Genomic DNA, 11,017 nt, shown 5'->3' with positions numbered 1-11,017 from the left:
GTCACTCCTTCGAGTCGGCGGTCTGGGCGATGGCCGGCGCGCCACGATGGTGGGCCGGCGCGTCTGCGGGTGCGGTGACGAGCACGAGGTCGATGCGGTGCGCGGGGGGCAGGAGCACCTCGACGCCGTTGGCGTCGGTGTCCACGAGCGCGTGGCCCTGGCGTCCGGCCACCGCGGCGTATGCGGTGGTCGGTCCTGGGTAGTCGGCGCCGTCGGCGGTTCCGAACCCCACGGCGGTGAGCCGCGCGCGACCGAAGCGCGAGGGGCGCACCACGACCCGCCTCGCATGCCGCGGCGAGACGTTCACGAGCTGCAGCTCGATCCGGTCGCGGTCGAGGACGGTCACGAGAGCGGCGACGTCGGCCGGCAGCCCCGGCCGCCCCCGGTCCGCGTCCTCGTACTCGACGGCGGCGAACGGCAGGCCGCCGTTGTACAGCACCTGCGGAGCCCCGGACACCAGCTGGGTGAGCACCTCGGTGACCACCGGGTTCACCCGCTGCCAGAAGTGCAGGTGCACGGTCGATGGGTCGCTGTCGTCGGCGTCGATCATCGCAACGCGTCGCGCCACCTGCCCGAGCGCCATCGAGAGCGCCAGCTCCGGGTAGTCGGGGAGGCGGCCGTCCAGAAAGTCGAGCCAGGGCGCCTCGTGCCCCGCCTCCGCCTTGTCGCGGAACGGCTTCACGGGTTCGTCCGTCGCCGGCAGGCCATCCCTGACGATCCGCAGCCGCTCGCGGTCGGCGTCGCCGCGCGACCACCACCACAGCCAGGTCGGCAGCTCGAGCGGCATCGGCGCGTAGTCGAACCAGCCGTCGCGGCCGAAGCGGTGCGGGACCAGCATCCCCGGCTTCTCGGCGTCCTTCCCGAGCCGGGCCAGCCAGCCGCCGCGGAGGCTGTACGGCGTGTCGGCGACGGGGGCGACGATCGCCTCCGCGAGCACCGCGTCGAGCACCGCCCGCGCCGTGTCCAGGTGGGCGTCGTCGCCGGTGACGAGCGCAGCGTTCAGCCCGGAGACGACGGTGGCCATGCCGACCGACGGCAGGCCGTGCGGCCACGTCCAGCCGTAGTGGCCGCCGAACCAGCGGCCGTCGTGCAGGCCGCCGACCGTGCCGTCCGGCGCGACGCTGTCGGGCACGAGCCCGCCGTTCGCGCGCGCCCGCTGCGCCCATCCCCCGACGTAGCGCTCGATCCAGTCGGCGGACGCCGGGTCGCCGTCGTACAGCCAGCGGTTGGCCACGAGGCTGGTCGCCGCCAGGTTGACGACGACGTCGCCGGTGGCGGCGCGCTGCATCGCCTCCCCCATCGCGCGGGCGCGGGCGGGATCGGCCAGGTCGCTCCAGCGCTCGATGCCGTCCACGTACTCCAGCGGCAGGCCGTAGCGCTCCATCTCGGCGAGGTCGGCGGAGTATGGCTGGACGACGTCGTTCAGACCCGGCCGCGGGCCGAGCGCCCCGTTGTGCGGGGCGCGGACGATGTTGTGCTCCGGGTCGTAGTTTCCGGCCGCCGGGTCGGTGTAGAGCTCCGCGAACCGGCGCGCCCGCGCGGCGAAGTGCGGGTCGCCGGGATCCGCGGCGCAGATGCCGTAGAAGAACAGCAGCGACTCCCCCTGATGGAACCAGTCGTAGCCGTTCTCGTACTCGTCGGTGAGCATCCCCGCCGCGGTCAGCTGCGCGGTCACGCCGTTCCAGTGCCGCTTGGCCGCGGCGAGCACCTCGTCGCTGCCGCCGAGCAGGTAGAACGCTGGCCAGTTGAAGAACGGCTCGTAGAGGTCGTCGACGCCGTCGCGGTCGGTGAAGACCGCGGGGAAGCGCACGCCGCCGTCCTCGTGGGTGTAACGAGCGGCGAAGAGCCGCCAGGCGTCCTCGATGTCGTCGAACAGCCTGCGCTGCAGCACCGCCCAGGCGGGGATCGTGCTCGCGGGCACCCCGGTGATCGTCTCCACGGTCCTCAGCCCTTCGTCGCCCCGGCGACCAGGCCGCCGATGATGTGCCGTTGCATGATGATGAAGAAGATGACGATCGGCGCGATCGCCAGCAGCAGGGTCGGGAAGACGACCGTGTAGTCGGTCGAGAACTCGCCGACCGCTGCGTAGACGCCCGTCGTCACCGTGTAGATCCCGGAGCCGGGCCCCAGGATGATCTGCGGGCTCACGAAGTCGTTCCAGACGCCGATGGAGTTGAGCACGACGACCGTGGCGACCACCGGCCGCATGATCGGGAACACGCAGGACCAGAAGATCCGGATGCGGCCCGCGCCGTCCAGCGCTGCGGCCTCGTCGATGTCGCGCGGGACCGTGCGCAGATACGCGCTGAACAGGAAGATCGTCACCGGCAGCGTCGCCGCCGTCTCGAACAGGATGAAGCCAGGGATGGTGTTGATCAGCCCCAGCACCCGCAGCACGAACACGACGGGGATCAGCGTGACCTGCCCGGGGATGAAGAGCCCGGACACGAACAGGAGCAGCAGCGCCATGTGCCACTTCTTGCGGCCGCGGGCGATGACGTACGCGACCGGCGCCGACAGCAGGATGCAGAACAGGTTGACCAGCGCGACGAACAGCAGCGTGATCCCGTAGGCCGCGATCACGTTGAACTTGGAGCTGGTGATCGCGTTCCACAGGAACTCGAACGTGAACGAGCCCGCCGAGATCTCCAGCGGATGCCGGATGATCTCGTCCTGCGGCTTGAACGCGCTGATCACCAGCACGTACAGCGGCACCAGCATGACGACGGAGATCGCGCCGAGCACGATCCAGCGCACCGTCGCCGCCAGGGGCGAGCGACCGCCCCGGGCCGGGCCGCCGCTCCGGCGACGACGGGACGGACGCCGACGGTCGTCGAGCGGGTCGGCGAGCAGCGCCTCCGCGCCGAGGTTCGGCGTGTCCTGAAGGGATGTCGTCATCAGTCGGTCACCTTCCGCTCTGCGCCCCTGCGGGCGAATGTGACGGCGAGCCCGATCGCCGCGGTGACGATCAGCAGCACCACGGACTGGGCGGCGCCGAGGCCGAGCTTCGACTGCGCGAAGGAGTCCTTGAGGATCTGGTAGACGATCGTCTGCGTCGATCCGGCCGGCCCGCCGTCGGTCAGCGCGAGCACGACGTCGTAGACCTTCAGCAGGCCGACCAGCGTGAGCACCAGGTTCACCGTCACCACCGGCGCGATCATCGGAACGGTGATGCTGCGGAACTGCTGCCAGCGGCCGGCGCCGTCGACGGTGGCCGCCTCGTAGTACTCGCTCGGCACCGACTTGATGCCGGCGATGTAGAGGATCATGTTGAAGCCGAAGTGCGCCCACACGATCGTGAGGATCACCGTCGCCTTGGCGAACGTGACGTCGGTGAGGAACGGGACCGGGCCGATCCCGAACGCGCCGAGGAGTCCGTTCACGGCGCCGTGCGGGGACAGCAGCGCCGACCAGAGGAAGCCGATGATCAGCGCGCTGATGATGTACGGGTAGAAGAAGATCGTCCGCAGCACCGTGTTCGCACGGCCCGCGCCCGAGATCAGCGCGGCGAGGGCGAGGCCGATGCCGTTGCAGAGGATGGTGCCCACCACCGCGATCACGCCGGTGTAGACGACCGCGTCGATGGTGCGCGGGTTCCGGAACGCGAACCGGTAGTTCTCGAAGCCGATGAAGTCGAAGCGCAGGCTGTAGCCGTTCCAGTCGGTCAGGCTGAGCACGAACGCCAGGATCATCGGGACGATGAACATGGCGATGAAGACGATTACCGCCGGTCCCGCCATGACCAGCCCGGCCAGCCGGTCGCCGACGCTCGCACGTCGTCGGCGCCTGCGCCGTTCGGCGTCGGCGACGGGAGCGCCGACGGGACGGGACACCGTGTTGTCGATCATCATGGCAAGACTTCCGTTGAGGGCTCTGACGGGTGCGGACCGGGGACGCGGCGGCCGCGGCGGGAGGCCCGCCGCGGCCGTCGCGCTACTTCGTGTTGGCGGAGAACCAGGCGTCCATCGCCTTGTTCACGTCCGCCGCCGAGGTCCCGCCGAGCAGCGCCTGCGTCTGGGCGTTGATCTCGGTCGAGTAGCCGTCGGGGAGGGTGCGCTGGCCGTAGCCCTGGCCGGTCGGCGTGTAGGAGGCGTCCGGGGTGTCGGCGACGATCTTCAGCAGCTCCTTGCCGAGGTCGTCCATGTCGTACTCGTAGCCGGCCCGGTAGTTGCCGTCGACCTTCAGCTGGTCGAGGATGGCCGCCTTGTCGGTGACGAGGTACTCGACGAGCTTCGCCGCCGCATCCACGTGCTTGGCGTCCCGCATGATCACGTAGGGGCTGGCGATGTTCGCGCCCATCGCCGGCTTGTCGACGCCGTCGAAGGCGGGGGCGCGGAACACGCCGATCTTCGCCGGGTCCTTGGCCGCGGCCTCGCTCGCCACGAACCAGCTGCCCATCGGGTAGAGCGCGGACTTGCCCGCCAGGAAGTTCTGCTCGGCGTCCGGGTACTTGATGCCGAGGGCGTCGTCGTTCACATAGCCCTTGGCGATCCAGTCGGCATAGGTGTCGACCGCGTCGCCGTAGGTCTTGCTGAACGTGAGGGAGCCCTTGGTCATCTTGGCGTACCAGTCCGGGTGCTCAGCGATCACGCTGGGCAGGCCGACGGTCTGCAGGGCGTAGCTGGACATCCAGTCGCCGCCGGTCTGGATCGGCGTCCAGCCGGCCTTCTTCAGCTTGGCGAGGTCGTCGGAGAACTCCTCCACGGTCGTGGGCGTCTCGGCGATGCCCGCGGCAGCGAACGCGTCCTTGTTGTAGAACCAGAGGCTCTGCAGCTGCATGCCGATGCCCGCCATGTAGTTCTTGCCGTCGATCGTGTACTGGTCGGCGAGCGGGCCCTTCGACGCCCAGTCGTACTTCGAGAGGTCGAGGAGTTCGGGCGCGAGCGTGGTCGTCGGCGGGAGCGACTCGACGACGTCCGGCGCGTCACCGGCGGCGAGCAGCCGCGGGACGGCGGCGGCGACGCCCTCCGCGCCCGGGTTCTGGATGACGACGTCGATGTCGGGGTGCGCCTTCTCGAACGGCGCGACGAGGGAGTTCCACCACTCCTCGGTCAGGTTGGGCGTGACGTTGACGAGGAGGCTGACCTTCGTCTTGCCGCCTCCCGCGTCGGAACCACCGGCGGCGCAGCCGCTCAGCGCGAGACCGACGGTGGCGAGGGCGCCGACCGCGATCATGATTCGTCGTCTTCCGATCATCGTTGATCCTCTCCTGTGCGCGGCCTCCGTGGCACGCGTCTCACACCATAATCGATAATCGGTTATGTCGCAAACGAGCGCGCAGAACTCAGGCCCCGCCGGAGAGCAGAGAAGGACGACGCGGATCAGGAGGGGTCGTCGAGATCCTCGACGCGGATGGAGAGGGCGCGCGTGACGAAGAGCTCGACGGCTCTCGCCTCGGTGGCGAACGAGACGAACCCGCCCCCGGCATGCGCGGCGGCGACGATCCGGCGCTTCAATTCATCCAGATCGCCGAGCGGCACAAATCGCTCTCCGTCGATGACCAGCAACCGCCTACGCATCCGACCCCCTCGCGGCACACCGTACGCCTCCCGCGTCAAGAGGGTGCGCGCGGCCGAAACAGGGGGATGCTGAGGGGATGAATGTCCCTGTCTACGCCGTCGTCCTGCCGCACGAGCTGGCGCCCGAGGTGATCGGCGTCTACTTCGAACGCGCCGAGGCGGAGGCGGCCGCGGAGGCGACGGACGGCCCGGCCGTCGTCGACCGGTCGATTCTGCACGCCTGACAATCCCCTCCGTCCGCTGGCCATTGTGCCCCGAACGGGTCACACTGGATGGACACCCTCCGGTTGACGTGAAGCCTCGATTGGCAACCGATTCTTTGCCCCCTTCCGGACTGACCGAGGAGGGCACCACCATGGGATACCTCACCTACGAGGACCACGACATCGAGTTCGACGACCGGACTCTCGCGCACCTGCACATCGTCATCGTCAACAAGCTCCGGCACGGCCAGAGCTTCGCGATGTCCTGGAGGGACCCCGCCGAGCGGGGCGGCGGTCGCACCAGCATCTGGCTGCACCCCGCCGTCACCCTGCGCTTCCACTTCGACGGCTCACGCACCCCCGCGCTCAACCGGGACTGGCTGACGATGCTCGCCGACTCGGCGGACAGCTCGCGCGGACTCGTTGTCGAGCGCGAGGAGAACATCCCCGCACCGACGGACGCACCGCACATCACGCTCCCCGACGCTCAAGGCATCAGAGGCGTCCCGTCCGAGTCGCGGGTCGCAGTCGGCCAGATGTAGGGAAGGTCGTCCGGGACACCGGGGAACAGCGGTCCGTAGAACCCGGGATCCTTCCGGATCAGGTTCGATCGGTGGCTGCGGTGGAACGCCGGGTCGCCGATCCACGGCGGCAGGTCGAGCTTCTCCTGCCGCATTCCCTCCACCTCGGGCGCGAACGCGAGCACCTGAGGGCGGACGGTGTCCGCGTGGCCGAGCGCGATCCATGCGTCGGCGCTCGCCAACGCGTACGCGGTGAGGGCGGGGACGTACCCGCGCCACATCTTCGCGGCGGGATGGTTCCGCCAGCCGTACCCCGGCACAGTGATCGCGCGCAGCACCTGGAGGGCTTCCACCCGCTGCTTGCCCAGCCGGGCGCGATCGAGCACGCGCACGCTCTCGGCGAAGGACGGGTAGGGCAGGAAGGTCTGCACATCGTCACCGTACGCGCGGCGGGGCGGGCGCCAACTCGCCGGCCGGCCGGCAGCTCGGCCCGCGTGTCAGTCGGCTCCGTCGGACGCGCGCCGATCGGCGAGCACGCCGACCTGGCGCGCGTGCACGTCGCCGACGAACTCCCAGCCGGGTTTCGCCGTCGGGCCGACGCGCGGGTCGTCCGGGTCGCGGTCGGCCGTGAGCGCGTCTACGTACGCGCGGTCGAGCGCGATCCGCGCCCGGAGGTCCTTGGCTCGCCCGACGGATCCGTGCCCGGGGATCACCGCCTCCACACCGTCCGCGACGCCCTCAAGCAGGTCGAGCGCCTCCCGGTAGTCGCCGAGCGGGTCCGTCGCGTCGCGGAGGTCGAGCATCGGGACGAAGACGTCGGAGAGCATGTCCCCGGCCACGAGCACGCCGCGTTCCTCGATGAGCAGCGCCGCGTGGCCAACGGTGTGCGCGCGGTGCTCCACGATGCGCACGCGGGGGCCGTCCCACGGCACCTCAGCGGTTCCCCCGGGAAGCCCATCGACCGCGCCGAGCAGTTCGAAGGGCACGTCCTCCGGGATGCCGAACCTCGCCCGGTCGATGCCGCCGGCCAGCCGGGCGTGAGCCGTGGTCGCGCCGAGCGCTGTGGCCCAGCGGGGTGGAGCGCCCAGGGCCTGATGCCACAGCAGGTGATCCCAGTGCGGGTGGGTCGAGAAGCCCGCCGCCACGGTCTCACCCGCTGCGGCGAGGTCGCCCGCCAGGCAGGTGATCTCCGCCTCGTGCACCCCGGCGTCGATCACCAGCACGCCGCTCGGGCCCTCGACGACCACTGCGTTGCTCTGGCAGAACGTGCTCTCGTGCACCAGCACGCCCTCCGCCACTCGTCTCAGCACGAGGACAGAGTAGCCGTCGCTCCGCCTGGCCTCCACCCTCGATGATCCGCCCGATCGTCGTGTCGGGGCGGCGGGCGTACAGTCACCGCCATGACGGCACGGAAGCTCATCCTGATCCGGCACGGCGAGAGCACCGCGAACGTGGCGGCGGCCGCCGCGGAGGCCGCGGGCGAGGAGACGATCGCCGTCCCCGCCCGCGACGCCGACGTCCCGCTCTCGGAGCTCGGTGAACGCCAGGCCGGGGCGCTCCGCCCGCGGCTGGAGGACGAGCTCGCGAGGCTCGGCGGCGATGTGGTGTTCCGCTGCTCGCCGTACCTGCGCGCGATCGACACCGCACGGCTGGCCCTCGGCGACGCCACCGCGGACCTCGCGATCGACGAGCGGCTGCGCGACCGCGAGCTCGGCGTCCTGGATGCGCTGACCGCCCGGGGCGTGGACGCCCGCCTTCCGCAGGAGGCCGCGCGCAGGCGCTGGCTGGGCAAGTTCTACTACCGGCCGCCGGGCGGCGAGGCGTGGACGGATGTCGCGCTGCGGCTCCGGTCGTTCCTCCGCGATCTGCCGGTCGCGCCGAGCGGGGCCGCGGTCCTGTTCACACACGACGCGGTGGTCAGCCTGTTCCTGTACCTCCTCCTCGGCTGGAGCGAGCAGCAGCTCGACGAGTTCCTGCTCACGCGCACGGTGGCGAACGCGTCCATCACCACGCTGGAGCACGACGGCACCGGCTGGAGCATCGGCGTGTTCGCCGACGTCGAGCACCTGGGCGAGGTCGGCGTCCCGAGCACCGAGCATCCGGGAGCCGCCCGTGTCACGGAGTAGCCGGACCTTGCCCGCCGAGACGGTCGACCCCGCGTTCCTGCGCGGCTGGCCACTGCCCGAGCCGGGCGACTCCAAACGGTCGCGCGGGCAGCTCGTGGTGGTCGGCGGCGCCCGCCGCTCCCCCGGCGCCGCGCTGCTCGCCGGCCGGGCCGCCCTGCGCGTCGGCGCCGGCCGCCTCACCCTCGGCATCGGCGCAAGCGCCGCCGCGGCGAGCGCCGTCGCGTTCCCCGAATCCGGTGTCGTCCCGCTCGGGGAGAGCCGGGCGGGCGCGGTGCTCGCCCGTTCGCTGCCCTCGGTCGCGGCGGATGCCGCGGAGGCGGACGCGGTGCTCCTCGGCCCCGGTCTCGACGACATCGACGAGTGCAGGGGGATGCTGCGCCGGCTCCCCCGGCTGCTGCGCCGCGAGGCCGTGCTGGTGCTCGACGCGTACGCGCTGGCCGCGGTCGCCGGCAAGCCGCGCCTGGCGCGCACCCCGTGCATCCTGACCCCGAACCCGATCGAGGCCGGGAACCTGCTCGGTCACGACTTCGACGACCCGGCCGAGGCCGCGTCCCGGATCGCCCGCCGCTACGGCGCCGTCGTCTCCTGCCAGGGCTTCGTGGCCGACCCCGGCGGCCGGCTGCTCCGCGTCGCCGACGGCGGCCCGGTGCTCGGCACCTCGGGAAGCGGCGACGCCCTCGCCGGCGCGATCGCCGGCCTCGCCGCTCGCGGCTGTACGCCGCTTCAGGCGGCGGCCTGGGGGACCTACCTGCACAGCGCGGCGGGCAGCACGCTCGCCCGCCACATCGCCCCGCTCGGCGTGCTCGCCGGCGAGATCGCGGACCGCCTCGCCGCCGAGCTGGCGGCGGTGGAGGCGGTGGAGACGGACTAGACGTCGCATCCGCGAGCGTGCGAGCATGCCGGCGTGTCCAGCGCCGATCACCAGACCGTACGGATCCTCGAGGGCCGCTTCGTCCTCGAGCGGGCAGCCGACGCACCGGTCACCGCCGACGCCGACGTTCTCGCCACGGTCAACGGCCCCGATGGCGGCGCCGTCATGCGGCGCACGGACACAGCGGAGGACACCTGGGTCGCCCTCTGGAACGGGGATGCGGCACACCCGCCGGACGCGACCGGGATGCTCGCCGCGATCGTCGCGCCGCTCGCCGCCGGTGCCATTGCGGTCTGGGTCGCCGCGAGCTTCGACGGCGACATCGTCCTGGTGCCGGCCGCCCGGCTGGACGAGGCGTGCGACCTCCTCCGGAACGCCGGTCACCGAATCGACGGCTGATCGCCGGCGCCGATGCGTGGCTCCCGCTCACGGTTCGCCCCGCCTGCGTCCTGAACCACGCGTGGACGGCGGGCTCCCCGAGATCGAAGGCTGTCCACGCCCCTCACACCTCGCGGGCACCCGCAACCATGGCCTCCGGCCACCGACCGCGGTATCGTCGCGGCATGTGCCGGAACATCCGTTGCCTTCACAATTTCGAGCCGCCGACGACCGATGACGAGGTGCGGGAGGCCGCCCTCCAGTTCGTCCGGAAGGTCAGCGGCTCGACCCGCCCGTCCCGCGCGAACACGGCCGCGTTCGAGCAGGCGATCGACGAGATCGCCGAGGCGACCAGGCGGATGCTCGATCAGCTCGTCACGAACGCGCCGCCGAAGAGCCGCGAGGCCGAGGCGGTCAAGGGCCGGCAGCGGCACGAGAAGCGCATGGAGCGCGAGGTGAGGATCCGCACCGCCTCGGCGTGACGCGACACGGGCGGCGAACAGACGGCGGCGGACGGGAGGTCGCGACGATGAGCGCTTCCGCGGTGTACTTCGGCTACCGCGACGCCACGGCGGCGGTCCGCTGGCTCAAGGCCGTCGGCTTCCGGGTTCTCGCGCAGCAGCGCGGCGAGGACGGGACGCTGGTGCACGCCGAGCTCGGGCGGGAGGACCTGGTGGTCATGCTGGGAGAGGACGATTCCGGGTTCGGCGTCCCCGAGCTCGCGGGCGCATCCACCGGGGTCGGTGTGTGCCTCGTGACCGACGACGTCGACGGCCTGTTCGAGCGGGCCGTCGCCGCAGGCGGGTCCGCGGTGCTGACGCCGGAGGACACGGGATGGGGTGGCCGCAGGGCGCGCGTGCTCGATCCGGAGGGCCGCGAGTGGAGCTTCGGCGACTACCGGCCGGGGTCGTGAATTCCGGAGATCTCGAGCGGCGCGCCGGTGACGGATCCGTATCTCCGGACTCTCGGGCATTCCGGCACGAGATCTCCGGAGGAGCGAACGGCGCCCGTCTTACGACGCCTGCGCCGCGGTCGCGAGTTCCGCGTAGCCGGCCGCCGCGAGCCAGGCCCGCATCGTGTCCCGGCTGCGGGTGAGGCACGTGATGCGGTCCTCCACTCCGGCGAGCTCGTCGGCGATCTCGCCCGCGACGGTTCGCGTGCACTGCGCGGCGGTCTCGGTCCCCCGCACGCCCTCCATGTCGAGCAGCATCCGGATGAGCCGCGTCGTCATCCCCGCACCGAGGAGCCCCCGGATGCGTTCGACGGTCGCCACGTCCGCCTCCGCGTAGTCGCGGTAGCCGTTCGCGGATCGGGTGGAGGCCAGCAGCCCCTGCTCCTCGTAGTAACGCAGCAGGCGTGGCGCGACGCCCGCCCGCTCCGAGAGCTCGCCGATCTTCAT

Annotated in this window: 15 protein-coding genes; 7 read left to right on the top strand and 8 right to left on the bottom strand. The window is 71.5% G+C overall.

Features of this window, described 5'->3' with window-relative positions:
• Position 1: 1 nt before the first annotated feature.
• The 5 genes from AAME72_RS10510 to AAME72_RS10490 form a co-directional block, all read right to left on the bottom strand.
• Positions 2–1,939, bottom strand: coding sequence for a hypothetical protein (locus AAME72_RS10510; RefSeq protein WP_348786512.1), 1,938 nt, complete (start codon positions 1,937–1,939; stop codon positions 2–4).
• 5 nt (positions 1,940–1,944) lie between these two features.
• On the bottom strand, positions 1,945–2,898 hold the full coding sequence (locus tag AAME72_RS10505) for a carbohydrate ABC transporter permease (protein ID WP_348786511.1): 954 nt from the start codon (positions 2,896–2,898) through the stop codon (positions 1,945–1,947).
• Positions 2,898–3,851 (bottom strand): sugar ABC transporter permease, encoded by a 954-nt coding sequence (locus tag AAME72_RS10500; protein WP_348786510.1) that lies wholly within the window; start codon positions 3,849–3,851, stop codon positions 2,898–2,900. The genes AAME72_RS10505 and AAME72_RS10500 overlap by 1 nt, the downstream gene beginning before the upstream one ends.
• An 82-nt stretch (positions 3,852–3,933) precedes the next feature.
• Positions 3,934–5,196: an extracellular solute-binding protein gene (locus AAME72_RS10495; RefSeq protein ID WP_348786509.1), complete on the bottom strand. Its 1,263-nt coding sequence runs from the start codon at positions 5,194–5,196 to the stop codon at positions 3,934–3,936.
• A 125-nt stretch (positions 5,197–5,321) separates the two neighbouring features.
• Positions 5,322–5,507: a hypothetical protein gene (locus AAME72_RS10490; protein ID WP_348786508.1), complete on the bottom strand. Its 186-nt coding sequence runs from the start codon at positions 5,505–5,507 to the stop codon at positions 5,322–5,324.
• 89 nt (positions 5,508–5,596) lie between these two features.
• Between AAME72_RS10490 and AAME72_RS10485 the strand changes: the two genes are divergently transcribed.
• Entirely contained in the window at positions 5,597–5,743 is a 147-nt protein-coding gene (locus AAME72_RS10485) for a hypothetical protein (protein WP_348786507.1), read from the top strand.
• A 131-nt stretch (positions 5,744–5,874) separates the two neighbouring features.
• Positions 5,875–6,264 carry an ATP-dependent DNA ligase gene (locus AAME72_RS10480; RefSeq protein ID WP_348786506.1) on the top strand — a complete coding sequence of 130 codons (390 nt, stop codon included), beginning with the start codon at positions 5,875–5,877 and terminating at the stop codon, positions 6,262–6,264.
• Here AAME72_RS10480 and AAME72_RS10475 read toward each other — a convergent pair.
• Together AAME72_RS10475 and AAME72_RS10470 are read right to left on the bottom strand one after the other, a co-directional pair.
• Positions 6,210–6,674 (bottom strand): MSMEG_6728 family protein, encoded by a 465-nt coding sequence (locus AAME72_RS10475; RefSeq protein ID WP_348786505.1) that lies wholly within the window; start codon positions 6,672–6,674, stop codon positions 6,210–6,212. The two genes, AAME72_RS10480 and AAME72_RS10475, sit on opposite strands and share 55 nt — an antisense overlap.
• A gap of 66 nt (positions 6,675–6,740) precedes the next feature.
• Entirely contained in the window at positions 6,741–7,553 is an 813-nt protein-coding gene (locus tag AAME72_RS10470) for an MBL fold metallo-hydrolase (RefSeq protein WP_348786504.1), read from the bottom strand.
• Positions 7,554–7,643: 90 nt separating this feature from the next.
• Here AAME72_RS10470 and AAME72_RS10465 point away from each other — a divergent pair, with 90 nt between their 5' ends.
• From AAME72_RS10465 to AAME72_RS10445, 5 genes are all read left to right on the top strand, one after another.
• Positions 7,644–8,369, top strand: a complete 726-nt coding sequence (locus tag AAME72_RS10465) for a histidine phosphatase family protein (protein WP_348786503.1) — start codon at positions 7,644–7,646, stop codon at positions 8,367–8,369.
• 7 nt (positions 8,370–8,376) lie between these two features.
• On the top strand, positions 8,377–9,240 hold the full coding sequence (locus tag AAME72_RS10460; RefSeq protein ID WP_348786502.1) for an NAD(P)H-hydrate dehydratase: 864 nt from the start codon (positions 8,377–8,379) through the stop codon (positions 9,238–9,240).
• A 33-nt stretch (positions 9,241–9,273) separates the two neighbouring features.
• Positions 9,274–9,639 (top strand): ACT domain-containing protein, encoded by a 366-nt coding sequence (locus AAME72_RS10455; protein ID WP_348786501.1) that lies wholly within the window; start codon positions 9,274–9,276, stop codon positions 9,637–9,639.
• 164 nt (positions 9,640–9,803) lie between these two features.
• Positions 9,804–10,100, top strand: a complete 297-nt coding sequence (locus tag AAME72_RS10450) for a DUF2277 domain-containing protein (RefSeq protein ID WP_348786500.1) — start codon at positions 9,804–9,806, stop codon at positions 10,098–10,100.
• 47 nt (positions 10,101–10,147) lie between these two features.
• The gene (locus AAME72_RS10445) at positions 10,148–10,531 is read left to right on the top strand and encodes a VOC family protein (RefSeq protein WP_348786499.1); all 384 of its coding nucleotides are present in this window, start codon (positions 10,148–10,150) and stop codon (positions 10,529–10,531) included.
• 99 nt (positions 10,532–10,630) lie between these two features.
• Here the strand turns inward: AAME72_RS10445 and AAME72_RS10440 are convergent, their stop codons facing one another.
• Complete coding sequence (locus tag AAME72_RS10440; protein WP_348786498.1) at positions 10,631–11,017, bottom strand: MerR family transcriptional regulator; 387 nt, start codon at positions 11,015–11,017, stop codon at positions 10,631–10,633.

This window comes from Leifsonia sp. NPDC080035 (genome assembly GCF_040050925.1).
Classification (GTDB): Bacteria; Actinomycetota; Actinomycetes; order Actinomycetales; family Microbacteriaceae; genus Leifsonia.
This window is presented reverse-complemented; position numbering and strand designations above follow the sequence as displayed.

What these genes read in the sequence shown, in the direction of transcription:
- AAME72_RS10465 (WP_348786503.1), top strand. Translation starts at nt 7,644, where the DNA reads ATGACGGCACGGAAGCTCATCCTGATCCGGCACGGCGAGAGCACCGCG.
- AAME72_RS10500 (WP_348786510.1), bottom strand. Translation starts at nt 3,851, where the DNA reads ATGATGATCGACAACACGGTGTCCCGTCCCGTCGGCGCTCCCGTCGCC.
- AAME72_RS10445 (WP_348786499.1), top strand. Translation starts at nt 10,148, where the DNA reads ATGAGCGCTTCCGCGGTGTACTTCGGCTACCGCGACGCCACGGCGGCG.
- AAME72_RS10495 (WP_348786509.1), bottom strand. Translation starts at nt 5,196, where the DNA reads ATGATCGGAAGACGACGAATCATGATCGCGGTCGGCGCCCTCGCCACC.
- AAME72_RS10505 (WP_348786511.1), bottom strand. Translation starts at nt 2,898, where the DNA reads ATGACGACATCCCTTCAGGACACGCCGAACCTCGGCGCGGAGGCGCTG.
- AAME72_RS10450 (WP_348786500.1), top strand. Translation starts at nt 9,804, where the DNA reads ATGTGCCGGAACATCCGTTGCCTTCACAATTTCGAGCCGCCGACGACC.
- AAME72_RS10485 (WP_348786507.1), top strand. Translation starts at nt 5,597, where the DNA reads ATGAATGTCCCTGTCTACGCCGTCGTCCTGCCGCACGAGCTGGCGCCC.
- AAME72_RS10480 (WP_348786506.1), top strand. Translation starts at nt 5,875, where the DNA reads ATGGGATACCTCACCTACGAGGACCACGACATCGAGTTCGACGACCGG.
- AAME72_RS10440 (WP_348786498.1), bottom strand. Translation starts at nt 11,017, where the DNA reads ATGAAGATCGGCGAGCTCTCGGAGCGGGCGGGCGTCGCGCCACGCCTG.